Origin of the sequence: Vibrio sinensis (assembly GCF_003605645.1) — a bacterium.
Lineage (GTDB): Bacteria > Pseudomonadota > Gammaproteobacteria > Enterobacterales > Vibrionaceae > Vibrio > Vibrio sinensis.
In genome coordinates this window covers 123846-150670 of sequence record NZ_QVMU01000009.1, presented here as the reverse complement: position 1 = coordinate 150670, position 26825 = coordinate 123846, and the positions used below count along the sequence as shown (strand labels likewise).

22 protein-coding genes are annotated in these 26825 nt (G+C 41.4%); 12 read left to right on the top strand and 10 right to left on the bottom strand.

The genetic code is table 11. The features are described 5' to 3' along the window. Positions 1-753 precede the first annotated feature (753 nt). On the top strand, positions 754-1911 hold the full coding sequence (locus tag DZ860_RS11870) for an amino acid permease (RefSeq protein WP_120031522.1): 1158 nt from the start codon (positions 754-756) through the stop codon (positions 1909-1911). 153 nt (positions 1912-2064) lie between these two features. Here the strand turns inward: DZ860_RS11870 and DZ860_RS11865 are convergent, their stop codons facing one another. Together DZ860_RS11865 and DZ860_RS11860 are read right to left on the bottom strand one after the other, a co-directional pair. Further along, entirely contained in the window at positions 2065-4467 is a 2403-nt protein-coding gene (locus DZ860_RS11865) for an ATP-binding protein (RefSeq protein WP_120031520.1), read from the bottom strand. After that, the gene (locus tag DZ860_RS11860) at positions 4460-5452 is read right to left on the bottom strand and encodes a cytochrome-c peroxidase (protein ID WP_120031518.1); all 993 of its coding nucleotides are present in this window, start codon (positions 5450-5452) and stop codon (positions 4460-4462) included. Before DZ860_RS11860 ends, DZ860_RS11865 begins: the two co-directional genes overlap by 8 nt. 267 nt (positions 5453-5719) lie before the next feature. Between DZ860_RS11860 and DZ860_RS11855 the strand changes: the two genes are divergently transcribed. Genes DZ860_RS11855 through DZ860_RS11845 form a run of 4 tightly spaced genes read left to right on the top strand, consistent with a single transcriptional unit; the run spans position 5720 to position 9579 of the window. Then, positions 5720-6760, top strand: coding sequence for a PTS transporter subunit EIIC (locus DZ860_RS11855; RefSeq protein ID WP_207890625.1), 1041 nt, complete (start codon positions 5720-5722; stop codon positions 6758-6760). Then, the gene (locus tag DZ860_RS24625) at positions 6744-7064 is read left to right on the top strand and encodes a hypothetical protein (RefSeq protein ID WP_207890624.1); all 321 of its coding nucleotides are present in this window, start codon (positions 6744-6746) and stop codon (positions 7062-7064) included. The genes DZ860_RS11855 and DZ860_RS24625 overlap by 17 nt, the downstream gene beginning before the upstream one ends. A 38-nt stretch (positions 7065-7102) precedes the next feature. Next, on the top strand, positions 7103-8545 hold the full coding sequence (locus DZ860_RS11850; RefSeq protein ID WP_120031516.1) for a glycoside hydrolase family 32 protein: 1443 nt from the start codon (positions 7103-7105) through the stop codon (positions 8543-8545). Positions 8546-8568: 23 nt separating this feature from the next. Next, positions 8569-9579 (top strand): LacI family DNA-binding transcriptional regulator, encoded by a 1011-nt coding sequence (locus tag DZ860_RS11845; protein ID WP_120031514.1) that lies wholly within the window; start codon positions 8569-8571, stop codon positions 9577-9579. Between the two features lies 1 nt (position 9580). Here DZ860_RS11845 and DZ860_RS11840 read toward each other — a convergent pair whose 3' ends face one another. Continuing rightward, on the bottom strand, positions 9581-10498 hold the full coding sequence (locus tag DZ860_RS11840; RefSeq protein WP_120031512.1) for a LysR substrate-binding domain-containing protein: 918 nt from the start codon (positions 10496-10498) through the stop codon (positions 9581-9583). A gap of 304 nt (positions 10499-10802) precedes the next feature. Between DZ860_RS11840 and DZ860_RS11835 the strand changes: the two genes are divergently transcribed. The 3 genes from DZ860_RS11835 to DZ860_RS11825 all read left to right on the top strand — a co-directional run bounded on the left by DZ860_RS11835 (position 10803) and on the right by DZ860_RS11825 (position 14072). Continuing rightward, positions 10803-11972 (top strand): mandelate racemase/muconate lactonizing enzyme family protein, encoded by a 1170-nt coding sequence (locus DZ860_RS11835; protein WP_120031510.1) that lies wholly within the window; start codon positions 10803-10805, stop codon positions 11970-11972. Between the two features lie 110 nt (positions 11973-12082). Beyond that, entirely contained in the window at positions 12083-12418 is a 336-nt protein-coding gene (locus tag DZ860_RS11830) for a EutQ-related cupin domain-containing protein (protein ID WP_165862895.1), read from the top strand. A 22-nt stretch (positions 12419-12440) separates the two neighbouring features. Beyond that, entirely contained in the window at positions 12441-14072 is a 1632-nt protein-coding gene (locus DZ860_RS11825) for a BCCT family transporter (RefSeq protein ID WP_120031506.1), read from the top strand. 59 nt (positions 14073-14131) lie between these two features. Here the strand turns inward: DZ860_RS11825 and DZ860_RS11820 are convergent, their stop codons facing one another. Beyond that, positions 14132-14641, bottom strand: a complete 510-nt coding sequence (locus DZ860_RS11820; RefSeq protein WP_120031504.1) for a MerR family transcriptional regulator — start codon at positions 14639-14641, stop codon at positions 14132-14134. Between the two features lie 282 nt (positions 14642-14923). Between DZ860_RS11820 and DZ860_RS11815 the strand changes: the two genes are divergently transcribed. Continuing rightward, complete coding sequence (locus DZ860_RS11815; RefSeq protein WP_120031502.1) at positions 14924-15826, top strand: sensor domain-containing protein; 903 nt, start codon at positions 14924-14926, stop codon at positions 15824-15826. An 81-nt stretch (positions 15827-15907) separates the two neighbouring features. Here the strand turns inward: DZ860_RS11815 and DZ860_RS11810 are convergent, their stop codons facing one another. The 6 genes from DZ860_RS11810 to DZ860_RS11785 all read right to left on the bottom strand — a co-directional run bounded on the left by DZ860_RS11810 (position 15908) and on the right by DZ860_RS11785 (position 21760). Then, positions 15908-16420 (bottom strand): YgjV family protein, encoded by a 513-nt coding sequence (locus DZ860_RS11810; protein WP_120031500.1) that lies wholly within the window; start codon positions 16418-16420, stop codon positions 15908-15910. Beyond that, positions 16421-17092: a hypothetical protein gene (locus DZ860_RS11805; RefSeq protein ID WP_120031498.1), complete on the bottom strand. Its 672-nt coding sequence runs from the start codon at positions 17090-17092 to the stop codon at positions 16421-16423. A 76-nt stretch (positions 17093-17168) separates the two neighbouring features. Then, complete coding sequence (locus DZ860_RS11800) at positions 17169-17798, bottom strand: bifunctional 4-hydroxy-2-oxoglutarate aldolase/2-dehydro-3-deoxy-phosphogluconate aldolase (protein WP_120031496.1); 630 nt, start codon at positions 17796-17798, stop codon at positions 17169-17171. Further along, positions 17785-18771 (bottom strand): sugar kinase, encoded by a 987-nt coding sequence (locus DZ860_RS11795; RefSeq protein ID WP_120031494.1) that lies wholly within the window; start codon positions 18769-18771, stop codon positions 17785-17787. Before DZ860_RS11795 ends, DZ860_RS11800 begins: the two co-directional genes overlap by 14 nt. A gap of 2 nt (positions 18772-18773) precedes the next feature. Then, positions 18774-20186, bottom strand: a complete 1413-nt coding sequence (gene uxaC / locus DZ860_RS11790) for a glucuronate isomerase (protein ID WP_120031492.1) — start codon at positions 20184-20186, stop codon at positions 18774-18776. 110 nt (positions 20187-20296) lie between these two features. Next, positions 20297-21760 carry a fructuronate reductase gene (locus DZ860_RS11785; protein WP_120031490.1) on the bottom strand — a complete coding sequence of 488 codons (1464 nt, stop codon included), beginning with the start codon at positions 21758-21760 and terminating at the stop codon, positions 20297-20299. Positions 21761-22581: 821 nt separating this feature from the next. Between DZ860_RS11785 and uxuA the strand changes: the two genes are divergently transcribed. From uxuA to DZ860_RS11770, 3 genes are all read left to right on the top strand, one after another. Next, positions 22582-23766 carry a mannonate dehydratase gene (gene uxuA, locus DZ860_RS11780; RefSeq protein WP_120031488.1) on the top strand — a complete coding sequence of 395 codons (1185 nt, stop codon included), beginning with the start codon at positions 22582-22584 and terminating at the stop codon, positions 23764-23766. A gap of 54 nt (positions 23767-23820) precedes the next feature. Beyond that, the gene (locus tag DZ860_RS11775) at positions 23821-25272 is read left to right on the top strand and encodes an MFS transporter (protein WP_120031486.1); all 1452 of its coding nucleotides are present in this window, start codon (positions 23821-23823) and stop codon (positions 25270-25272) included. A gap of 154 nt (positions 25273-25426) precedes the next feature. Beyond that, positions 25427-26755, top strand: a complete 1329-nt coding sequence (locus tag DZ860_RS11770; protein WP_120031484.1) for an OprD family porin — start codon at positions 25427-25429, stop codon at positions 26753-26755. Positions 26756-26825 lie beyond the last annotated feature (70 nt).

Here is a 26825-nt window from a genome sequence, read left to right as displayed (position 1 = left end):
TTGTTTACAGGTATACGAAAGTCTTTGATGAAATCATCATAGGTATGTGTTTCTTGAAGTTTATATTTAGCGCTGTGGAATCGCTTAGATAGCATGAAATACTTAGGGATGGATTGCTGGGGGAACCAACCCCAGCAAAGATCACAAACTCACAAAGTTCGAACCATTGAGCATGTGAAGAGGTATTGAATCGTAACTTGTCGCTACATGATGAATGATAACGGTATTTTATTTTGGCGGCTATCTTGTGGGAGACGGTGACTCTCAATACATCTGTAAATTATTTTATACAGATAGGCCGTTTTCTTACACCTCATCTCTTATCACTCTCAGTCTTACGTAAAGTTATTCATGAATATGCCCTTGTTTAGAGTCGTTCTATTTAATTGCACTTATCTTTTTCCTTACGGCGTACATTTTTCGTTTCAATCTATAAATTCGTCATTTACAATGATCTCGAACCAAAAACACCATTTGTAGAAATGGGGCATCTTACGAGTCGGCCTTAACTTGCTTCGAACCCAAGTTTTTTGTGCTGTTGGATGCCAGAAATCTATAACGGTCGATAGATTGACCTAACTACCCTATGCAACGGAATTTGTGTGACCCCGATGTACAACCATACATTTGGGGACGGCTTTTTGATCGCGTTGTTTAGGGAACGCTTTGCCTACAGAATGCTTTATCTATAGCACTCAGCGTTTAGGCAAGGTGGTATTGAATTAAAACGGATAATATTAAGAGGTAATTACCGTGAATCAAAAACTTGTCGGAAGCGCCCTGATCGTTGCAGGGACTGCTTTGGGGGCGGGTATGCTCGCTATCCCTATGGTACTTGCACAATTTGGCCTGTTATGGGGCACATTGTTGATGCTGTTTATTTGGAGTGGTACTACGTACGCTGCGTTACTTCTCCTAGAAGCAAGCTGTAAAGTGGGTGGTGGCGCAAGTATGAATGCTATCGCTCGTCAAACGTTGGGTAAATCCGGACAGTTTGTCACTAATGCTTTGCTTTACGCTCTCCTTATCTGCTTGCTAATGGCTTACATCATTGGTGCTGGTGATCTTGTTCAACAAGTTGTTCGCAATATTGGTTTTGAACCATCATCTATGATGTCTCAGATTGGATTCACTCTTGTGGCGGGTGCTGTGGTTTCTTCAGGTACCCATGTCGTGGATAAGCTTAACCGCGTACTATTCCTAGGTATGATCCTAGCCTTGTTGTTTACGCTTATTGCCCTTGTTCCGGGTATCAATATGGCGAGCTTGTTGGATTATGCAAGCAATGACAAAGTCGCATTAATTAAGACCAGTTCAGTTCTGTTTACCAGTTTTGGCTTCTTGGTTGTTATCCCATCATTGGTAACTTACAACAAAGATGCGACCAAAGAGCAACTACGTAATATGATTATTTTGGGTTCAGCTATTCCATTGGTGAGCTACCTATTATGGTTATTTGCGGCAGTGGGTAACTTGTCTTCTTCAGAGCTGGTTCAATTTGCAAGTGTGTCAGATCTTATTGCGGCACTAGGTAAGCAATATGCAGGCTTAGAATTTGTGCTTTCAGTATTTACTGGTTTGGCGCTACTAACCTCTTTCCTTGGTGTGGCAATGGCGCTATTTGACCAAAATGCCGATATCTTTAAATGTAATCGCTTAGGTATTTTCGGTATTACATTTGTATTGCCGTTAATTGGTGCGATTGTTGCTCCGGAACACTTCCTTGCGATATTGGGTTATGCAGGCATCATTCTTGTTTTTCTTGCGATCTTCGTACCTATGGCGATGACACTTAAGGTTCGTAAACTTGAGTTCGACTTGACGCAAGTATACCAAGCCGGTGGTGGCAGTATTGCAATGGGCACTATCTTTTTGTTTGGGTGCTTCTTACTTTTTGCGCAAGTGATTTAGTCAGATTAGATAATAAAAAAGGAGATAGTTATCTCCTTTTTTACGCTTGTGTTTCCCAGTGAAAATATCGCTAAGGACTCTAATACTAATTATCAGAGATTATTCGTTCGCAAATTCTGAACGTTTACTTATCTTGGTGGGTATAAGGTTATTTTAAGCACGGGGATTCGAGGCTCTCGAGTTGCTTGTCTTCACTTCTTCTCTTTCCTTTCTTGTATCAAGGACACGATTTCCTTGATGAATATTGACGGATAAACGATTAATGATCTTTTGGAAATCTTCCGTAGGCAGAGTTGAATTTCGATGCAACTCGATCTCGATTTTTTTACTCAGTTTGTAAATGTTCGTGAGATCTAAGGTTAGTGCGCTTTGTTTTACATTGTGAATGACGTGCTTTAACTTGCCTTTATCTGTATCAGCAAATGCTGATATCAGTCGCTCTATATATTGTTCAAACTCATTGATAACAGAAGTAATGATTGAAAAATATTGTTCTGGATAACTCTGTAAACTAAGAAGTAATCGGCTATTAGATAATTCTTCCTCAGTTAGATGTAAGCGTGAAATGGGTTGTCGGTGCAGACTTACAATATTGCTTTCCTCATCATAGACATTACCAGTTTGGACGCATGTAATTGATGAAGCGATCAATCGATTAGAGAATGTACGCATCGCATCGTTAAAACTCTCTTTTTGTAGTGGTTTAGTTAGAACATGATTTGCCCCAGCATTAATGAAGTCATCGTGGGCTTCACGAAATACATCGGCAGTGTAAGCAAAAATTAGTATTGGGAGTTTTAATGTCTGGCGAATGTAATAGGTTGCTTCGATACCATTCATCTTTGGCATATGATTATCCATTAAAATCAGGTCATACTTTTTCTCTTGGACCATTTTCGTCGCTACGAGACCGTTTTCTGCTAAATCAACATGGTGACCCAATTTATTACAAAAACTCTTAGCAACTATGGCGTTTACTCGGTTATCTTCCGCTAACAAAATCGTTAGTGATGGTAGGCTTTTTGTGGATTGCTCCGTTTGAGTAGCGATGACTGCTTGGTGGGAAGATGCATAAGGAAGAGAAAATGTAAGAGTGAAAGTAGTACCCTTATCTCGTTCACTCTCTAAATAAAGATCTCCCTGCATAAGGTCAGTGAGTTTTTTTACAATAGCTAGACCCAATCCAGAACCACCAAACTGGCGAGTAGTTGATGTATCGGCTTGCTCAAATGGATGAAAAATTTTGTTATGTTTTTCTTTTGGAATACCAATTCCCGTATCTGAAACGACTAGTTTGAGTTTTGCAGGTTGATCATCAGTAAGACTTGTGTGAATCGTCACCTTTCCTTTTTTCGTGAATTTAACGGCGTTACCTGCAAGGTTGTAGACTATCTGCCTTAGCCTTGCACTGTCACCTTGGAATTCAGTTTGTGGTGGTATGCTATTGATTACATCAAAGTCTAGGTTTTTTTCTTCAGTGAGAGGAAAGATGGCACTTTTGACAGGGGTTAGGATTTGGTCGATTTGAAACGAAGTACATTCAAGCTTGAGCTTATTTTCCTCCACCTTAGAAAAATCAAGGATATCATTAAGGATAGTCATTAGATGCTGACCAGAATCTAAAATGATATTGATATTATTGAGAGTTTTCGCTTCCTGACTCTCTGTTGAAATGATTTGTGCGATTCCAAGGACGCCATTCATTGGCGTTCTTAACTCGTGACTCATTGTTGCTAGAAAGCGAGATTTTGCTTTTGCCGCCCGCTGGGCTTTTTCGGTAGTTTGTTCCAACTTCCGATTTAGGCGTTTTAAACTGAGATAACGTTGGTAGCCATGGTAGCTGGCAAGCAGTAATAGGATCACAATGCCAGCTAACATAAATAGCCAACTGTTATAGGCCTCTTGGTTAGATAATTGGAGTAGTTCTCGTTCAGTTTGCTCTACAAATTCAAAACTATGAGGTTCTAGGAGGTCTGAAATGATGCTCGTACGTTGTTCTTCTAGCTCTCTAAGTTGTGATGCAAACTGTTTGGCATTAGAGTCAATAAGCCATTCTTGAGAAGACTCTTCCGTCAGTAAGTCAAAGAAATACCACGCATCATTACCATTTATATGTTGAGTATCTGTTCGCTGATTCAGCAAAGAAATAAACGTGATTTGGGCATATTTTCTGGCGACTTGAATCCCCACGAGAATATCCATCTTTTCGGTAGCACGCAGTAGCATCGTATAGAAATCACTAAGGATGCGTTTTTCTTGGTCGTAAGTATTTATGGTAAATAAAAGTTCAGGTCTGGCTTCAAGCTCAAGTAAATATTTGGCAGCCAGTTTTTCTATGTCGACAATTTCTTTTGTCAGGATAAAGTGTTTGCGATTACTGTTTTGTTGATAATTGAGAATAATATCTCGGTGTTCAATTAAATCGTGCCCTAGAAAAGATATATCGCTGTAGTAGGTGTCAATTGAACGACTGTTTTGGAAACTCTGGTATGAGTAAGCAAATAAACAAATTGAGGATATGAGGGACACTATAGTAATGAACGTTATTTTACTCATTTTCGAGAACCTCCAGAATTTTTGGCCTAGGTGCACTTAACGAGTGTAAAAAAGATTCTATGTCAGAAAGAGTTTCATCTTCGATATTAATACCGAGTTGGCGTTGAGCCATGATACTTATAGCATCCTTTAGATCTTGAGTTCTCCCATCATGAAAATAGGGTGCAGTGTTTGCCACATTTCGTAAACTGGCGACGCGAAAGTAGAATTTGTCTTGTCTTTTGCCCATATTTATATGTCGTCCAGTATCTTCTTGATTAGGATTTGTCCCAAAATATCCAAATTTTTGAATCATCCCCCCACCAATATTGGCTCCTTGATGGCATTGTATACAGCCCAGTTTTTGAAATTGTAACCAGCCTCTTTTCGCTGAATCAGAAAGAATATTTTTATTTCCTTTCAAATATTGATCAAATTTAGCGTTAGGCGTTAGTAGAGTATTCATGAACGCGATAAGAGCTCTTTTTATGTTGCTTTCTGAGATATTCGAATCGTCTATGGCTTGGAAGTGCTCGCGGTAGAAACTTGATTTAGCGACATAGGCTTCGATATCTTGCCAGTTGGAATCCATCTCTAGTGGATTGGTAATTGGGCCATCAATTTGTTCACTTAGAGAGTTTGCTCTTCCATCCCAGAAAAAACGATAGTTGAGAGACGTATTGAATACTGTAATTGAATTTCTTATGCCTTGACCATTAACGCCTTTGGAGGTTGCCGTTTGTTCTGCGCCATTGGATTGAAGTGAATGGCATGTTTCACAACTAACTAAACCGTTAGAGGATAAGTTAGGGTCTTTAAAGAGTAACCACCCTAGTTTTACGAGGTTGTAATCATAGTTATCTACGTCCGAAATGGGGGTAATGAGTCCATAATCATTATCTCGAAACGTATTTTGCTCGTGTTGATTGATGGGTATTGCTGAGTATGCAGGAGGATGCCCTACCAAAAGTAAGCAAATAAAGAAGAATTGACGAATACCGAGCATTTATAAGGCAACCTGTTGTATATAAACCTTAGTATGAGCATAGTTTTATAGTGAGAATTTACAATAATTGACGTGTTTTTATCGCTGACGTTTTCATGAGGGCAACGCCATGAAATTGAGTGAGAAGTGGTGCAAATATAAAGTAAGTGTGAGCTACAACATAAAAAACAAGCTTCTAATGTATATATCCTTGCTGAAATAATGTGAATGTGAAAACCTTACCACAATGAAACATGAAAACCTTTTCACATTTTCCGGGTGGAACACATGAACAATAAAATTGCAGTGAGTTTACTTGATGCTCTCGGTGGTAAAGAGAACATTCGAGCGCTAGAACATTGCGCAACACGTTTGCGCGTTGTGGTTAAAGACAATGAAAAAGTTGACGCTGAAGCGATTAAAAAAACCAATAAAGTGGCGGGTTACTTTCTTCAGTCAGGCCAACATCAAGTCATTCTTGGGACTGGGCTTGTTAACGCAGTACATACTGAAATGACCAAGTTGGTTGATGGTGAACTTGAAAGTACCAAAGGCGCAGCTTATGAAAACTTAAGTCCGTTCCAAAAAGGCCTTCGAGCATTGGCGGATGTGTTTATTCCATTGATCCCTGTCCTTGTTGCAACTGGTCTTTTCATGGGGTTACGTGGCTTTGCACAGCAGTTAGGTGTGACATTCTCTCCAGACGTTTTGACCATGACGCAAGTTGTGACTGATACCGTCTTTATCTTTTTGCCTGCTTTGGTTGTTTGGTCTGCTTTCCAACGTTTTGGTGGTACACCTGTTGTAGGTATGGTTTTGGGTTTGATGCTGATTGCACCGATGTTACCAAATGCCTGGGCGGTAGCTTCTGGTGATGCGCAAAGATTGTCATTTGGCATATTCCAAGTTCAAGGTTTCCAGGGCACTATCATCCCAGCATTAATCGTGGGTATTTTTGGTGCGAGCTTAGAGCGTTGGATTAAATCTTGGATGCCATCAGTGGTCGCGCTGGTATTCACGCCATTTCTGACCATTACGATAGGCATGTTAGCCGGTCTACTGATCATCGGTCCAATCTTCAACGTTGTTGAACATGGCGTGATGGTTTCATCTGAAACGATTGTGAATTTACCATTTGGTATCGGCGGTGCAATCTTCGGTGCATTCCAACAAGTGCTCACTGTTACAGGTTTACACCACAGTTTGATGGTGGTTGAACTGAACTTCTTATCAACGTTAAAAGTAAACCCTTTAAACGCATTGATTACCGCTTCAATGGCGGGTCAAGCGGGGGGCTGCAATTGCTTACACCATGTCTCTGAAAGATAAAGAGCAGAAAGCACTCAACTACTCATCTATCGTGCCATGTTTCTTTGGTATCACTGAGCCACTATTGTTTGGTATCACTTTAACCAATAGCAAAGTATTTGGTGCAGGTATGGTTGGCGGTGCGATTGCGGGTGCGTTCGCAACTATGATGCATATTGCACCATCAGTGATGGGTGTGACTTACCTGCCAGCTATTCCAGCTTACCTAGGTAACGGGTTAATGATGTACATTGCTATGATTGCCATCGGCATGGGTTCTGCAATGGTTGTTACCAAAATTCTTCTTAAAACGTCTAAAGCATAAATAAAGTGAGAGCCCAGCAATGGGCTCTCTTCAATCGTATGAATTCACTTTTAAATCAAGCAAACGAAATTTTAAACCAAGTTAATGCATCTTCAACTGATCATTTACGTCCGAAATTTCACATTACGCCACCCTCTGGTTTACTCAATGACCCGAATGGGTTTATTGAGTTCGATGGTCAATATCACCTGTTCTTTCAATGGCACCCATTTGCCTGTACACACGGTTCTAAATTTTGGGCTCATTGCACTAGCCAAGACCTAGTCAACTGGGACTTTAAGCCAACCGCATTAGCCCCTGACGCAAGTTATGATAAAAATGGGTGTTATTCGGGCAGTGCATTTGTTTTAGGTGACGAACTACATCTTTTCTATACCGGTAATTTGAAAGATGAAGCTGGAGAGCGAGTTTCAACCCAGTGCTTGGCAAAATCGGTAGATGCTGAACTTGAGATTTATAGCAAAATCGGGCCGGTAATTCATAGCCAGCCACAAGGTTACACCGCACACTTTCGTGATCCGAAAATTTGGCAACACGATGGGCGTTGGTATTGTGTGTTGGGTGCACAAACTGAAGCATTAACCGGGCAAGTATTGCTGTACTCATCATCTGATGCGTATCAGTGGAATTACCATGGACCAATAGCGGGTGAGGGAATCAATGGGTTAACCGATTTTGGTTATATGTTTGAGTGCCCTGATTTGTTTCCTCTCGATGGACAAGATGTCTTGATTGGGTGCCCACAAGGCATTAAACCGGATGGTTTCGACTTCCATAATCGTCACAACAATGGCTATTTTGTCGGGGAGTTAGATTACAACTTGTCCCAGTATAGTCATGGTGAGTTCCACCCTTTGGACCGAGGCTTTGAATTCTATGCGCCTCAAACCACATTGGGCAAAGATGGTCGACGTTTACTCAGTGCTTGGATTGGTATTCCTGATGAGGATGAACAGCCAACAGTAGAACATGATTGGATTCATGCGTTGTCACTGGTTCGTAGTTTGCATCTTGTGGATGGTAGGGTTCATCAACGTCCTGTTGAAGAGCATAAGGCACTGCGTGGCGCTAAGTCTGAATGGGCAGCTCAAATATTGAGTTCGGAACAAGCACTAACCTTTAGTAGCGAAAACTGTTTTGAGCTATCACTGAAAGCCGAAGAGATTAACGGTTTGTTTTCACTGCGCTTAGCCGAAGCCGGTGACCACTTTGTGGAGATAAGCTTTGATTCTGCGACAGGCATTTTCAAGCTGGATCGTAGCCACGCACTTCACCAAGATGGAAGTCGAGAGAGTACCTTAGCCTATACCGACCGTTTGGAACTGCAAATCTTCTTTGACTGCTCAATTTTGGAAGTTTTTGTTAACAATGGTGAAGAAGTATTCACTGGTCGCGTGTTTCCTCAGCAACTGGTTTCAAACTCCACTGTCTCAATCAGTAACTCGTGTATAATCAAGGAGCTTATTCGCTACGATTATTAGCCCTAAAATAAAGGACACGGGACATGCCAACCATCAAAGAAATTGCTCAATTAGCGGAAACTTCGATATCAAGCGTGTCTCGGGTTATTAATAGCTCGGGTTATGTTGGTGAGGAAGCGCGTAAGCGTATCCAAAAAGTGTTGGACGATACTGGCTATCGACCAAATGCACTGGCGAAAGCGCTTCACTCAAAACGCAGTCAAACCATTGGTGTTATCCTACCGAAAATCAACGCAACCTCCTCTGGTGAAAATATCGCAGGTATTGACCAGTATTACTCTGATAAGGGCTATTCCATCATATTGGGTAATACTAACCATTCGATAGCCAAAGAACTTGAATTCTTAGACTTGTTTGCTGAAAAACAAGTGGATGGCATCATCTTAATTGCTACGACTATTACACCTGAACATGAAGAAAAAATTAGGAAAATCCATAAACCGCTTGTTGTGATGGGACAAACCGCGACGGATGGTTCACCTAGTGTCCTATTTGACGAAGTTTCTGCTGTTGAAGATATGATGGCGCACTTAGTCGCGTTGAATCATCAACGTATTGCTTATATTGGTGTGTCGGAAGCGGATATTTCTGTTGGACAAAAGCGTAAGCAAGGCTACCTCAATAGTCTGGTGCAGTATGGCTTACCTCAACATGATGAATGGATGGCGAAAGGGGATTTCTCCGTGACCAGTGGTTATGATGCTTGTCGAGAAATATTTGAAAACAGCACGCTTAAGCCGGATAGCATTTTTGCGGTGAACGACAAAATGGCGATTGGCGCAATTAACTACCTATTGGGACACGGTTACCAAGTTCCGCAAGATATTAGCGTATGCGGTGTCGGTGGTGGCGCGATGTCTGCTTATTACAATCCTAAAATTACATCCCTCGTCTACGATTTCCATGAATCAGGCCGCATGGCTGCAGAGTTGCTGCATAGTTTGATTGATAAATCACAAGTGGCGCTCGAAAATCACGTTAGCTTTGTACCGTATTCTCTAGCAGTGCGAGAGAGTACGGCTGTAAAGCTATGAGTTAGAGATCGATAAATTGTTGATTTAGCCAATGTTCAAGCTTTTCTATATGTGGATGACTTTCCCTGCTATTTGGCTTTAAGAAATAGAAACTATTGTTGGTTTGCATTGTGAACTTACCAATAGGGATTAGACGTCCACTTTTTAGATAATCTTGGATTAGATGCCGCCAACCTAGTGTGACACCTAGACTAAGCTCTGCTGCCTGCAAACAGAGCGAATAATCACTGAATATGTGACCCGATTTTATATGGTTAACTGGTCCTCCGGATGCTAATAACCAGTGTTGCCACTCAATTCTATCGTAATCCGTACTACTAAAATGAATCAGGCTTTGTTTTGATAAATTTCGTAGTGTTGGCTTGTATTTATCTAGATATTCCGGACTACATACTGCCATTATGGCTTCATCAAACAGGTGATCTGCTTTACAGTTTGGCCAGTAGCTACCTATTTTAGCAATTGCACAGTCTGTGTTCTGTTCAACTATTATCTCTCGCTCGGGTAAGCTCTTGAAACGCAGCCTTATATCAGGGATTTGCTCGAGCAATTGGTTCATTTTAGGCAGTAGGAAATAGCGCATAAAAGCAGGGCTAGTAGTGATGCAGAGTTCTCTCTCTTTTCCAAGTTGGTCGAGTGAGTAATCAATATGTTTCTGTGTTTCATGTAAGGTGACGCTGGTGTTTTTATGTAAGCTAAATCCAGCCGTAGTTAAGCTGATTTTTCGACCTTGACGATGAAAAAGGTGAACTCCGAGTTCTTGCTCTAACGATTTTATCGCTGTGCTGACTGCGGGTTGGCTTAAATTTAATTCATCGGCAGCCTTTGAAAAACTCATGTGTTTGACGACTACATCAAAAAAGGTGAGCAGACGAATATGCCTAAGCATTTGGTTTTGAGAGCCCTTTTCTTCATACATGGTGGAATATCTTTGTATATATAATTACTTTTATTATTTATGTGATTTATTCCAAATATTCAAGCAATATTATTAACGGTAAAACGAAATAGTGATACAGAACGGGAGTTAACCTGCTTATCATCATAACGTTATGAATAATAAAAAATTTATTGGCTTAATAATTAAGTCACTCTCCATTCTAAAAAAGAAATATTCATTAAGTATAAATTTCATTTATAAGAGTCATAAATATGGGGCAATAGTAGAGTTCCGAAACAAGGAATATATTAGCAACAACATTACACACGAGAGTATTTGAAACATGAAAATTACGAAGGTTGTTGCTACCCCGATTAACGTTCCAATGGAAGCACCGTACGTTTGGTCTGTTGGTATGCTGACTGGTATGCCAAAAACAGTGGTGCAAGTATTCACTGATGAGGGCTTAATCGGAATAGGTGAAGGGCCATCAGATGCACAAGCAAATATAATTAATGATGTGATTGGGCCATACCTAATAGGTAAAGACCCACTACAGATTACAGATCTTGAAGCTGGGGTCATTCCAGAATGGCGCAGTGCGATGAATATATGTGACCCAAATATGGCACGAGCATGGGGGGCAATTGATATTGCTCTTTGGGATCTTCGCGGGAAATATTGGGAACAACCACTATATCAACTATTAGGTGGAGCATATCGTAAAGACATTAAGTTTACTGAGTATTTTACCTATCGTCTTGGAAAAGAGCAGTCTGTCGAAGAGGTGGTTGATTACTGTGTTCGTATGAAAGAAGAACATGGTTCAATGTGGTTTGAAGGAAAAGCAGGGTTTAGTGACGCCGAAAATGAGCTTAAGCTTTACCGGCGACTACGCGAAAGTCTAGGTGATGCTGCTGAGCTTCGAATTGATGCGAATTATGGTTGGAGCCTGCCTACGGCCCGTAAGATGGTTCGCGAGTTAGAGTCTTTGAATATTCGCAATATCGAAGATCCAGTGATTGGACTTCAGAATATGGCACGATTAAGACAGCATACGTCTATTCCATTTTCGACTCATGAAATGGATCTTCCACAGTCTGTTGCAAGTGGTGCTCCGGATGCTTTCGTCGGAAATATCGCAACACTTGGTGGTGTCGCTGCAACGGTTCGTTTTGCCGCAGCCTGTGAAGCTATGGGGCGCAATTTCTGGTTCTATTCTGGAGATGGCGGAATCATGACTGCCGCGTACATGCATATTACGGCAGCAATGCCAGGAATGACTGAACCACATCAATTGTTGTCTCGCTGGCAAACGATGGATGTGATTGAAGAAGGGGTGTTCAAGGCGACAAATAATATCATACAGGTTCCAGAGGGACATGGTTTAGGGGTCACGCTGAATGATGAGCTATTGAAAGCAGCCCACCAACACTATTTGGATAATGGCCCATGTGATGAGTTTAAGCGTCTTGATGACAATCAACCTTATAATCGCTGTCCAAGATTCTAGTTTTTAGTGGATTTAAATCACGGCTCATATGAGATGTGAGCCGTTTCAAAGGAAGAGTTTGATGTCAGTCGAGCTGATTAAGTTTAGTGATGCGGTTTGGGGAGATCGAGATGGAGCCCCCCCCCGGAGAGTGTCGAGTTGCTGAAGCCGCTTGTTCCGAAAATGCACAGTCAATGACTGGTGGTTGGGCTTTTTTTCATGAGTGTAACATCGCATGGAGAGTGAAATATGATGAATTCATTTTTGTACTAGATGGTGAATTTATTCTCGAGTTTGATTGTGATAAAGAAAGCAGAAAACTTATAGCACAGCGTGGTGATGTGGTTTTTATTCCTGAAAATACCCTACTTAAATATAAAGGAAAAAATTGCACTGTTTTCTACGCGTTAGCGCCAGCAAATTGGAAAGAAGCATCTAAATTTGTGAGTTTTTTAGATTTCAAATAATTTAAAATGTGAAGGTCTGATAATGATAAAGTACAAAATTGATACGGGATTATTCTTCCCCTCCATCATGGCGGTGCTAGCAATAACAGCACCCATGATTTATTTTTCTGATTCTCTACAAGGTGTTATTCAAGAGCTGTATACATTCTTAACGGACAGTTTCGGTTGGACATACTTAGTTACTGTATTTTTCTCGATGTTTCTATTTGGTTGGGTTGCATTTGGTCGTTACGGTAATATTAAAATTGGTGGAGCAGACGAAAAACCAAAGTTTAGTAATGTTTCTTGGGCTGCGATGATTATTGCTTCTGGTTTTGGTATCGGCATAGTTAACTGGTCAATGGTTGAGCCTGTCGCGTTGTTAGTCGATCCTCCGTTAGGGATTGAGTCAATGTCTGCAGAAGCACTTGAAGTTGCCGCAGTATACGGTGTTTTCCATTGGGGACCTTTTTATTGGGCACTATATTTAATATCCACTTTACCTATTGCTTATTTTGTAGGTGTTCGTCGCGCAAAACGCAAACGTGTAAGTGAATGTTTTATCCCTTTAGTTGGTGAGAAAAATGCTAGGGGAAAAGTTGGTAAATGGATTGATATCTTTGTTATTTTTGGCTTGATTGGTGGTATTGGCGTTACACTTGGTTCTGCAGTGCCATTAGTTGCTGGGTTATTTAGTGAAGTCACCGGCGTTCAGGATACATTAACACTTAAATTGGCAGTGTTAATGATGTTTGCTGCAGTTATAGCCGTGAGTGTATTTCGCTCAATGGATAAGGGGATGAAAATCTTATCAGACGTAAATGGTATTCTTGCCCTTGCCATTTTACTCTTGGTCCTAGTTGGTGGCCCTACAGCTTATTTACTTAATTTATCATCAAATACGATTGGAATGTTGTTGCAATACTTCCCTAGAATAATGACATGGACTGATCCTGTTACCGGTGGTGGCTTTCCTGCTAAATGGACCATTTTCTATGGTGCTTGGATTATTGCTTATGGGCCGATGATGGGACTATTTATTACATCAATCTCTTATGGTCGTACGCTTAAACAAGTCATTGTAGGCTGTATGTTCTGGGGTTCCGTCAGTGCATTTTTATTCTTTATGATTATGGGCGGATTCGCACTACACCTACAATACAATGAAATCGTGGATGTATATACGGTTTATACCACAAATAGTTTGCCAAAGGCTGTTGTGACTGTGCTTTCGCATATGCCAATGAGCAAAGTGCTGATGGGAGTGTTCCTCTTACTTGCAGGTGTATTTTTAGCTACAACAATAGATGCTGCAACGCGAGTATTAGCGGGGATGACATCGACAGATCTTGAAGATGGGGAGGAAGCCTCTCCTGTTTCTCGCTTAATTTGGTGCGGTATGATCGTTTTATTAGTATTTGGTATATTGCTCGTAGGAGGTATGGACGTTATACAAGCTTTAGCTGTGGGTACAACGATACCTCTGATGCCAATTTCGGTTCTTATGCTTTATTCGATGGTTAAAGCGATGAAGAAAGATTTTGGCCCTCTAACTGATAGTGCAGTGTTGGTTTATGAGAACGGCTCGGTACGCTCGATTCCAGTGGAACAACCAACTGAAAAGTTGAGTTCATTAGTAGAAACAGAGTGCTTACAAGCTAAAATTGTAAACTAGGCTAGTTTGGCTCTATATAATAAAAAACACCACGTATTACGCGGTGTTTTTTATTGGAGCTAAAGCTGACGGATCTGTTGGATCTCTTGCTCTTCAATTCCTAATGACTCAAGAAACTTCTGGTGCTCTTGTGGTTCCATCTCTTCAAATTTTTGATGCCATTTGATCATGTCATTTTCGGTAAAACCTGATGCTTGCATAATGGCGACCCAGCGTTGTTTATTCACAATATTTTCCTCTAATAAGTTAGGTTCTTGCAGCAATGCGACAATCGCTTTTTGTTGCGAACGTAAGTTTTGGATCTCAAGTTCTAGCTCATTAAAGTGATCTTTTAGAATTTGAGCTTGAGACTGCGCTTGTTGTTCGAGCAGGGTTTTTATGGTTGAAATAGGTAACCCATAAGAACGATAAGCCGTGATTGCTTTCAATCGTTCTATCTCTTTTTCGCCATACCATCGGTAACCATTATCAGAACGGTATGCTGGAGTAAGTAAGTGCTCACGCTCATAGTAAAGAACGGTAGTGCGTGAGAGATCGCACTCTCTAGCGAGTTGAGTTACGGTAAGCATAATGTCCCCTTTATTTCGACAAGACGATGTTCAGCCCTACACTTATAGACAGGTCAAATATTAATTATACGGGTATGAGTTATATTTTTGTTATGGTGTTTTATCCGTATTAGAAAGTAGGTATAGGCAACAAGATCGTGATCTTTAGCATAGACAGCTCACAGAATTGAACTGGATTACGTGCGGGAATATAGACTTGGGCACACTATGGGCGACAGCTTTTTTCTTTCGAAACTGGCTCCAGTACTCTTAAATAATGAAATATAAAGCACGGATAGTGAAATGAACAAAGACGATTTTTATGTAATGGATGATATTGAGCAACTGAAAGTCGCGCTAAACAATTGTCCGGTATTTATCTACATAAAAGATACTCAGTCACGCTATATTTATGCGAATAAAAAAACATTGAATCTATTCGAGTGCACTATTGATGAGTTAATAGGTCGCACTGATAAAGACTTTTTCCCCGCTGATGTTGCTGTCTATCTTCGTAGTATCGATGAAAGGGTATTACAGGGAGAAAGTACTCAAGAAGAAATCATAGTTGGTGAGTTGGATGGATGCGAACAAGTTTATTTAGAAGTTCAAACACCAATTTATGACACTCAAGATAAACAGCGTATTGTTGCAATGTTTGGTATTTCAACGGACATCTCTTATCAGAAGAAAATTGAAAATGAAGTACGAAGCTTAGCGTTAACCGATCCTTTAACCAATCTACCTAATCGACGTTATTTAATTGAACGTATTGAAGAAGCACAAAATCGCAGTCAGCGACAAGGAACGTATTGTGCCGTGTTGTTTGTTGATTTAGACAAATTTAAGTTGGTGAATGATATTCACGGTCATGATGTTGGCGACCAATTGTTGATGGAAGTCGCACATCGATTGAAATTGCAGGTAAGAAAAACCGATACGGTGGCTCGTGTTGGTGGGGATGAATATATCGTCTTACTAGAGGGTATCGGTCATGATATTCAGTCTGCTGGAAATTTTGCAGAAGAAATAACAGATCGTATGTCAGAACGTTTGAGTGAAGTTTATGAGCTAAGTGACGTCCGTCTAGAAATTACGGCCAGTATAGGATCCAGTTTGTTCTATGGTGAGGCCCATTCTACCTCTCATATTATTAGTACCGCTGATCAAGAAATGTATAAGCGGAAACATCGCCAGTTATCATAATAAAGAGCTATCCCCAAACATCTTGATATTGCTTGGGGGCTATTATTTCAATGCGCTATTTACAAACAAACGTTATATATCTTAATGAGTTGGCGCTTGTTTAACGAGTGTTTGTGTTGCCCTGTATAAGCGATAGATTGTGATGCTATTGGCTACAATAAACGTCGCTTCAACTAACGTGCCACCAATTGATCCTACCCATAAGTTGTGCGTGAACCAACAACATGAGTTAAACAAGATCAAGCTACGCATTTTAATTCCGGACGCTGAGAATAGCGCCCATGTCCCAATCGCAGAACCGATGATGGGTAGAACTTCGATGGGTGATACTACATAGGGAAGCGTGGAGACTGCCAGTAAAAAAATGAAGAACCACATCGCTTTTTTCGATTGCGTCTTTATTGATGCAAAAGCTCGAAAACCATTTATGGTCACACCAATTGCGCCAACAACAGCCCCCATCATAATAAAATGAAATGCCATGGTGAAGCAGAACACCACCATGCAGTATCTAAAGCGAATATCTTCTTTTTGTAAAAACGCGAGAATACCGAAGATAAACGCAATACCACCGATAACTTGTGCCAACAACATTTATTCATGCTCCAAAAGAGAGACTATAAAATGTAGACATGAATTTGGACTGTTTAGCACGGTTACTTTCTTGATATGCTGATTGGTGGCAATAGAATTTATGGTATTAGACACCATTGTCGACGCTGTCGACATAGAAGCTTGAGCTAACACAACAGCATCGAAAGCGACTTCAGAATCGGTGAAATGTTGCGCTATCGCATCAGTGATACACTGATTAAATGCTGTGGTATCTAGATTGGTATAGTGATCCCACGCGCCATCTATGAACAAAAAACTCAGTTGAGTATTGGGTGCAAAGTGCTGCAATAGTGCTTTCGTTGGTTCTACAGTACTTTCTAGTGTGACGGCAACCAATGCGCGCTGGTAGTTGGCACATTCTTGTGCCATGGGTCTATCAACTCTAAATACATTTTGATCTGGGTAGCTATCGACAATAGGACCAAGTGTAGAACAGGTGCAAACGATATAATCGTGTCCACGATTGAGTTTGTCTTTTAAGTAAGTGTGTATTTCTCGGGTAATATCTACTGTTGGCCCATGTTCACGAATGGTGGAAAGAAAATGTTCTTGTACATCGTGATGCAACTGGTGGTGAGGTAGTGCTTTTGAGACCAGCGGTGCAAATAATTCGGTATTGCTGCTGAGAGTGTGAAGAAATAAGATGTCCATATCACTCCTTAAGTGAATGCTAAAAAGGCCCCATACTCAATTAATGAGTAAGGGACCTTATATATTCTTATAAAAATTAAGCGTTTACTAGTTCAACGGCTTCTCTTGTTAGACGAGCTAGTTCATCCCATTCACCAGCTTCAATCAATTTTTTATCAACCATCCAAGTACCACCACAAGCAAGTACACGAGGGATCGCTAGGTAGTCTTTGATGTTGCTTGGGCTCACGCCTCCAGTAGGCATAATTTCAACATCAACGTAAGGTGCTAACAGAGATTTCAGCATATTGATGCCACCAGACGCTTCCGCAGGGAAGAATTTTAACGTGGTCAAGCCCATTTCAAGTGCCGCTTCAACGGTACTTGGGTTGTTAACTCCAGGGACGATATCAATACCGATATCTTGGCAAGCTCTAACCGTATTTGGATTAAAACCCGGTGATACCACAAATGTCGCACCAGCTTCTTTTGCAGCGATAGCTTGTTCACGATTTAGAACCGTGCCCGCACCAATCAACATATCTGGTTGAGATTGACGTAGTAGGCGAATGGCTTCTACTGCGGCGTCTGAACGAAAAGTAATTTCAGCAGCTGGTAAACCATTTTCTACTAATACTTTTCCTAACGGGATGATGTCTTCGGCGTTATCAATTGCAATCACCGGAATCACTTTTAATGCTTTAAGTTGGTCTCTAATCGTAGACATGACAGTTCCTTAGTCTTTTTTTTGTCACAGTATCAGTGGCAGATTTTGGGATGATAGCGCCACGATGTTGAATTACCACACCAGCAATGGCGTTTCCGCGTTGGCAAGATTCAGTTAGTGAACCGCCAGCAAGGTAGCATGACAAGAAGCCACCGTTAAATGAGTCACCCGCTGAAGTAGTATCAACGACCGTTTCTACGGGCGTTGTTGGGACTGCATACTCTGCGTTTGATTCAAAATCGCCCACAAGACAGCCATCAGATCCTAACTTTACTATCGCGCGTTTCACGCCTTGCTTTTGCATGCGCACAAGGGTGTCTTGCGGTGTGGCATCACCCCAAATTAACTGCTCATCATCAAAGGTCACTAACGCGAGGTCTGTCGTTTGGTACATCGCGGTATAGATTTCTTTTACGGTCGCAAGCGCCTCGTTTTGAGGCCACAAAGCAGGGCGGAAGTTGCTATCAAAGGCAATCTCAACACCTTGTTGTCGTAACTCAGTAAGTAGAGCTAATAGAGTGAAACGGTCTTCTTCTGGTAAAATAGCCAGGCTAATACCACTTAAGAAAACGAGATCAACACTTTGTAGTGCTTGGGCAATATCGTCAAACTGCGGATGCTGTAATAAATAGCGAGCAGGGGACTGATTGCGCCAATAAAGGAATGTACGTTCACCTTGGTCATCTAACTGAATAAGGTAAAGGCCGGGTGTACGCTGCTCGTCACGTAGAACAAGATCAGTGTTAACCCCTTCATCTTGCCAGCGTGTCAGCATGCCATTGCTGATTGCGTCAGTACCTAGTGCTGAAACGTAGGAAATTTTGATGTCATTTGGGTTGGCGTTGAGTTCACAGCTGCGGCTTAGATAAACCGCAGCATTAAGTGAGTCCCCACCAAAGGTTTGATGCATTTCGCCAAACGGTTTCCCGTTCAACTCAATCATGCATTCACCGATGATAGCGATCTGTTTCATGCTTACGCTTCCTTAGCAAAGTAGCGTTTTGCGTTGTTAAAACTGATGTCTTCCACGAGCCCGCCAAGCATTGACATATCGTTTGGCACTTCGCCATTTTCAGCCCAGCGACCAATCATGTCACAAAGAATGCGGCGGAAATATTCGTGGCGAGTGTAAGACAAGAAGCTGCGAGAGTCGGTCAACATACCAACAAACTGGCTTAATAGGCCAAGCTGAGCCAATTGCTCCATTTGACGTTGCATGCCGTCTTTTTGGTCGTTAAACCACCATCCAGAACCGAACTGTACTTTGCCAGCAATGCCGCCACCTTGGAAGTTACCAATCATGGTCGCCATCATCTCGTTATCACGAGGGTTTAGGCAGTAAAGGATGGTTTTAGGTAACTCGTTGCTTTGATCCATGTCGTCTAATAGGTGCGCTAATTCAAAGGCAAAAGTTTTATCGCCAATAGAATCAAATCCCGCATCTGCACCAAGCAGTTTGAACATGCGCGTGTTGTTATTACGCTGTGCACCGATATGCAATTGCATTACCCAACCTAACTTCGCGTAACGTTTTCCGAGCCAAACTTGAACTGCGGTTGAAAATTGAGCGCACTCGAGTTCAGAAAGCGTTTCACCATTAACACGACGCACCAATAATGAACTTAGTTCAGCTTCAGATGGGATCTCAGCGTAACGTACCACTTCAATACCATGGTCAGCAGCACGACAACCGTGAGCATCAAAGTGCGCTAAGCGCTTGTCTAGTGCATCAAGTAGTGTTGCAAAGTTGGTGATCTCGATATCTGCTGCTTGTCCGAGAAGCTGCATATATTCTGCAAAGCCAGCAAGTTCAATTTTGAATGCACGGTCAGGACGCCAGCTTGGTAGTACTTCAACATCAAATTGGTTATCGTTCGCGATGGTTTGATGGTGCTCAAGGGAATCAATAGGGTCATCAGTAGTGCCAGCCATAACCACGTTCATTTGCTTCATGATGCCACGTGCTGAGAACTCAGGCGTTTGTAGCAATTCATTACACTCGTGCCAAATGCTGTCGGCTGTGGTTGGGCTAAGCAGTTTACCAGTGATGCCAAATGGACGGCGTAATTCTAGGTGTGTCCAGTGGTAAAGCGGGTTGCCTAATGTCTGAGGAACGGTTTTTGCCCATGCTTGGAATTTGTCGTAGTCAGAAGCATCGCCAGTAATTAGTTGTTCATTGATACCAGCAGAGCGCATACCACGCCATTTGTAGTGATCACCCGCTAGCCAGATTTGAGCTAGGTTGTCAAAGCGACGGTCTTGCGCGACTTCAGCGGAATTGAGGTGACAGTGGTAGTCATAAATTGGTTGACCAGCAGCATGCTCATGGTAAAGACGACGAGCGGTTTCGTTGCTCAGTAGGAAATCATCACACAAGAAATTTTTCATTTTTTACTCCAACGGTGCTCGCGATAGAAATATTCATAGCCAACACCAAAATTCGTATTAACGACAATGCTCTCACACATAGTAAAAGGTGGAGAGCATTGAATAGAATGTTATAGCGAAGCGACAGCTGCGCGAGCACCTTGGTCAAGGATAAGCTGATAAGCGTCAGTGACCGCAGAAACAAACGTGTCGTTTGCGATAAGGTCAGTACCGAAAATTGCTTCAATCGATAGCAATGCTTTTACTGCAGACACATTTAGACCATGTTCTGCGTAAATTGCCTGGAATTGTTCAACCATAGGGTCGCGAACATCAATTGCTTCACCACTCTCGTTAACACCAGCAACGTAACGCATCCAACCAGCGATACCTAAAGCTAACCATTTGAAATCACTACCTTGTGCAAGGTGGTGACGTAGTGAACCGCCCATACGTTGAGGGATCTTCTGGCTACCATCCATCGCAATTTGCCATGTTTGGTGTTTTAGACTTGGGTTCGTGAAGCGTTCAATCAGTAGTGTTGCGTACGCTTCTAAATTTGTACCCTCAGGCATGTTTAGTGTTGGAGCTTGTGCTTTCATCATCATGTCGAATGCCGCTTTGCGATAATCATCATTCGTCATTGTGTCTGAAATGTGTGCGTAGCCACCTAGGTAACCTAAGTAAGCTAGGAATGAGTGACTGCCGTTTAGCATACGCAGTTTCATTTCTTCAAATGGTACAACGTCGCTAACGAATTCAGCGCCTGCAACATTCCAATCTGGGCGGCCTGCAACAAAGTTATCTTCAATAACCCATTGGCGGAATGGTTCACACGCAATACCGCATAGGTCTTCTACGCCTACAAGTGTTGCGATTTCAGTTAATGTTTCTTCAGTTGCTGCTGGTACGATGCGGTCAACCATGGTGCATGGGAACGTCACATTCGCTTCAATCCAAGCGGCTAAATCGGTATCAACTAGGTTAGCAAAATCCAGTACAGCAGCGCGTGCTACGTGACCGTTCTCTTGTACGTTATCGCAAGACATAACGGTAAATGGTTGAATACCTTTCTCACGACGTTGACGAAGTGCTTCAACGATATAACCGATCGCAGAGCTAGGGTCTTGCGGATTAGCCAAATCAGCAATGATTAAGCCGTTGTTTTTGTCTAGGCGACCTGTCGCTGGATCTGCGCAGTAACCTTTTTCAGTAATGGTCATCGAAACGATAGCCACTTGCTCTTCGGTCATCTTAGCTAATACAGCCGCTTTACCATCTAATGTTGGGTGTAGCGATTCCGTTACTGATGCAATCAACTTAACGTCGGTCGATTCTGCGCCCTTTTCTGCCACTGTGTATAGGTGGTCTTGTGCGCGCAGCTGCTCAATCAGGTCTTCGCCGCCAAATAGGTTTACTTCGCAAATGCCCCAATCACTGTTGGTCTTCTCTAGCATTTCATTGGTGAATAGCGCTTGGTGAGCACGGTGGAAAGCACCGAAACCAAGGTGAACAATACGAGTATTCAGGTTTGAGCGAGCGAAAGTTGGACGAATGACTTGTTCATTCAAGTTGGTATTTGCGATTGTTTTCATTATTTTTTCCTTGGCTTCGTTACTCACTAGATACAACGAAGCGAATTTATGGACCCAAATCTGAGAATCAAATTACATGTAGCGAGAATTCGTGACCCAATATCAGCTGATTGATTTGTGGAATAAACGAGGTTGTCGTTAATACCGCAAAAAGGTCGCTTTGATGGAAATATCTTTTAATTGGTCGACCACATAAAACGATCTGTTTATGCCTTGTTCAACAATATTTCTTCTCTGAAGCGCATTATATGCAGTTACCACCTCTAGTCTGTGATTCACTTCACAGTTGAATTGGTTGACCAATTAATTGCTCGCAAGTGTGTCTTTGATCAACCAATTACCATTACCCTCACTTATTTGGCTTTGAGTGATAGGAGATGCGTGGTGATTATGCTGGCTATTCTTTAGCTAATATCAATAAAAGTGGGTCTAAATCAATAGAAATAGCGACTGCTTCGTATCCTAATAATTGGTGTGAACTTATCAATCATAGCTAAAGTTTTCTCTGCCTACAGTCAGTTTTTTATGTGATTTGTTAATTTAATTTCATTTAAAAACAGCAAGTTAATTATTTTGGTTCTCTATGTTGCTCCTAGTGCTTTAATAAGAAGAATTGGTTCATAACTAACTTGCAAAGGGGATGTGTCGTAATGGAAAGTCCCCCCTTAGTCTAAGATGTTGGTCACAATTCTGCTTCTGGTGTACCAAAATTAAGTTTTATTGCCACATAGGTCAACCAATTGAACTCTTTCAATTGCTTCTTATTGGTTGATTGAATAAAAATAGGCCCATAAACGAAAAAGATATAAACCGAGGAATTTATGGAACAAACGTGGAGATGGTACGGTGACTCAGATGCAGTCTCTCTATCAGATATTAAACAAGCAGGTGCAACTGGCATAGTTACTGCTCTTCATCATATTCCTAATGGTCAGGTATGGCCCGTTGCTGAAATTTTGAAGCGCAAAGAAACCATCGAAATGATGGGTATGAATTGGTCTGTCGTTGAGAGTATTCCAGTTCATGAAGAGATCAAAACTCGTACTGGTAATTACGCGCAATGGATTGAAAACTACAAGCAAAGCATCATAAATCTTGCTGAATGTGGCATTGATACGGTTTGCTACAACTTTATGCCAGTTTTGGATTGGACTCGTACTGATTTAGCGTTTGAATTACCAGATGGTTCTCGTGCTCTACGTTTTGATCAAGTTCAATTTGCTGCATTCGATCTATTTATTCTTTGTCGTGAAGAAGCAAAAGAAGAATATTCACAGGCAGAACAAGAAGAAGCACGTTCTTGCTTCGAGTCAATGACGGCTGCTGAAATTGATAAGCTAACAAGCAATATTATCGCAGGTTTAGCAGGTTCAGAAGAGTCTTACACACTTGACAACTTTAAAGATCAACTTGCCCGTTATGCAGAGATCAACAAAGATAAGCTGCGTGAACATATGGCACTTTTCTTGGGCGAACTTATCCCTGTTTGTGAATTACATGGTTTAAGACTAGCAGTACACCCTGACGATCCACCGCGTCCTCTATTTGGTCTACCTCGCATTGTTTCAACGATCGAAGATATGGATTGGTTAGTTGAAAACGTACCAAGCAAGATGAACGGTTTCACTATGTGTACTGGTTCTTACGGTGTGCGAGCTGACAACGACCTTGTTTGCATGATCAACAAGCACTCTTCTCGAATTTATTTTGCTCACTTACGTTCAACGCAACGTGATGAAGCTAACCCACTTTCATTCCATGAAGCAGCTCACTTAGAAGGTGATGTGGACATGTTTAATGTTGTCCATGCCCTACTTAGCGAAGAAAAAAGACGCTCGGAGAAAGGCGACATCCGTTTAATCCCAATGCGTCCAGACCACGGTCATCAAATGTTAGATGACCTGAAAAAGAAAAACATGAACGGCTACTCGGCTATCGGACGCTTGAAAGGTCTAGCGGAAGTTCGAGGCGTCGAGTTCGCACTCAAACGCACTGAATTTAGTTAAATAGATTAAAGGTGGTCGGAATTGGTCTGACCACCTAAATTTGGAAGTTTAATTATGAGTACAATAACAGCTACACCGCAACAAAGGTCATGGCTCTGGAACTTTTTTAATAAGGTTGATACGAGTAACCCGAATAAGAAATTATGTTTAAGAAATAAAATTGGATATATGTTCGGTGACATCGGCAATAACATGTCATTTGCTTTATCTTCTACATTTTTCATGGCGTTTTATGTAGATGTTATCGGCGTATCCGCAGCCGCAGTGGGTGTTTTATTCCTTGTTGCTCGTATCTGGGATGGTTGTAATGATCCAATCATGGGTACAATCTCAGAGCGCGCATACATCAAGAAAAACGATCCAAAAGCAGATAAGTATCGACCTTACCTATTAAAAGGTACGTTCATGCTTGCAGCAGCAGCAGTATTAATGTTCTTGGTTCCAGATTCACTAGAATCAATGAACGCTAAGATTGCTTGGATGTCAGCTACATACATCATCTGGGGTATGTGTTACACCTTTGTTAACATTCCTTATGGTTCACTTGCCTCTTCAATGACACAAGATGCGGCGGAGGGTCTAGCACTTTCTAACTTCCGTGTATTTGGTGCGATTCTAGCGGGTACGATCATCAAAACTGCATTACCTATTGCTTTCGTTATCTTTGCTGACGACATGAAAACAGCATACCTAGTTGGTGCGGTTGCTTGTAGTATTCTAGGTATTACATCTCACACGCTCGCATTCTTGAACACTAAAGAGAATATCAAGCCAGAACCACAACCAATGACCCCGTTTAAAGAGCAGATTCGCTCTATCTTTACTAATCGTCTTTTAATTGCAGCGGCGATGGCTGGTCTTGTTTCTCTTACTGCACTTTACGGTATTGGTGGTGTTCTACTGTTCTACATCCGTAGTAACCTAGATAACGCGATGGAAATCCTTGCTTACACTGGTTTTATTGACTTAACAGTAATGGCATTGATTATGAAATTCAGCCCTAAGCTCGTTGATAAGTTCGGTAACCGTCTGCTTATTCTATGGTGTTGTGCTGGTTCTCTAGTTTTCTGTACAGCTGGTTACTTCTTAGTATCTACACCAATGCAATATCTAACGTTCTACTGTATAGAAAAAGTGTTCAGCATGTTCAGTGTCGGTGTTATGTGGGCATTAGTTGCTGACTGTATCGAATACAACCATTACAAAACAGGTAAGCGTGAAGCTGGTGTTATCTACTCTGCTTACTCTCTGTCTCGTAAACTAGCAGGTGCTCTAGCTGGCCTAGTTGGTGGTGTTGGTGTGACTCTAGTAGGTTACAACGCTACTCTAGCGACGCAAACGCTTGAAACGCAACAAGGTTTACACGCTATCGTGTTCTTGATGCCAGCAGTTGCAGCAGGTTTGATGTGGTTAATCTTCAAGTTCATTTGGAACCTAACTCCTGAAAAACGTGAAGAAATGGTTAAACATAACCAAGCAATGATGAAATTAGGTGACAAAGGCTAATTTAAATAATCTGAATAATAAAAGCTCAACAATAAAAATAATCAAAATAATTATAAAACAATAATCGTGACCTGTTTAGCGGTCGAGTTTGGCTGCTAAACACTAATTAAAACCAACCCCCTATTAATTAGAAATAAACAAAAGGTTAATAAAATTGAAAAGCATCATTACTACTAAAGGAATATTAGCAACAGCTATTGCCCTTGCGTTATCAAATAGCGCTATTGCTTCTGAATCTGTCAATGAATTTGATCAATCTTTGAAACTAAAACTACATAACGAATTACGTATAGCGGATCGCCCTAGTGCTTGTGGTGATGGTGATTATGACAAAAATGGCAACCCAAATACCACGCCAATTGATCGCGACTGCAAATCTGGAAATGTTAAAGCATGGGTGCAAGGCGCGATGCTTGACTACGAAACTGATAATTTACTTTCATGGTTAGATGTACAAGCATTCGGATATACAGTGCAGAAACTATGGTCACCATCTAGCGCAACTAGTCGTTTTTACTTAGATGAAAGTAGCGGCAGTGCTGAATCGTTCGCATTGTTTGGAGGTTCTTTGAACTTCAAACCAACAGATAACGTTGAGTTGAAATTGGGTCGCTTTGGTGTTGATATGGGACACGGTACTATCGATCATGCAGTGCCACTATTAGAGTACAGTTCAATTCGTACCATGCCTTACATGCGTGAAGGTGCGATGCTTCGTTATTCACCAACTGAGAATTCACACTTCTATGGTGCGATTACTAACAAGTTCGGTGGTGGTTACTACACTGAAATGGTTGATGAAAGTGTTGCTAACGGTGATAAAAGCGAGAGATACTTTTCTGCATACGTGTATGACGATCCGATGAAACACTTTGGTCTTGGTATGAGCTATCAAGGTGATGTTTCTGTTCAGGCACAAATGAATACCGATTACGCGTGGGTAAATGATGACAAATCCTTTATTAAGCTCGATGGTCGTGCGTTCTACGGTAGTCTATTAGGATATACCAAAGACGCTCAACCGACAGGTAAGGACGATTCTACTTATGTAGTTTCTGGTCAAATTACCTACGCAAAAGGAAAAATGTTTGCTAATGCTGGTTTTGGTCAAGTTGGTTCTCGTATAGATGCAGGCGGTATCGACACTGATATCGGTTTCCCGTTCGATATGTCAATCTCTCGCAACTACCAAAATACCACATCGTTCTCGACTGGCGCAGGTTACAGCTTCAATGAAAACTGGATGGCTATGCTATCTCTAGTTAAGACCGACGGCGACCTAAATTATCACGAAACAACTGAAGTTGATGGTGTTGGTGCAAACTTAGTTATCCAGCACAAGTTTACACAAGGTAGCCTGAAAGGCGTATCTACTCAGTTAATTGTTAACAAAGCTATGGAAAAACGCACAGGCGTTGTTAATGAAGATCTTGATTACTACGATATTAACTTGGATATTAAGTACACATTTAACCTGATGTAATAACATAAAATGGGCATTAGTTTAACTTAATGTAATTAGTTTCCATTTTTTTACAAAGCAGTAACCAAAA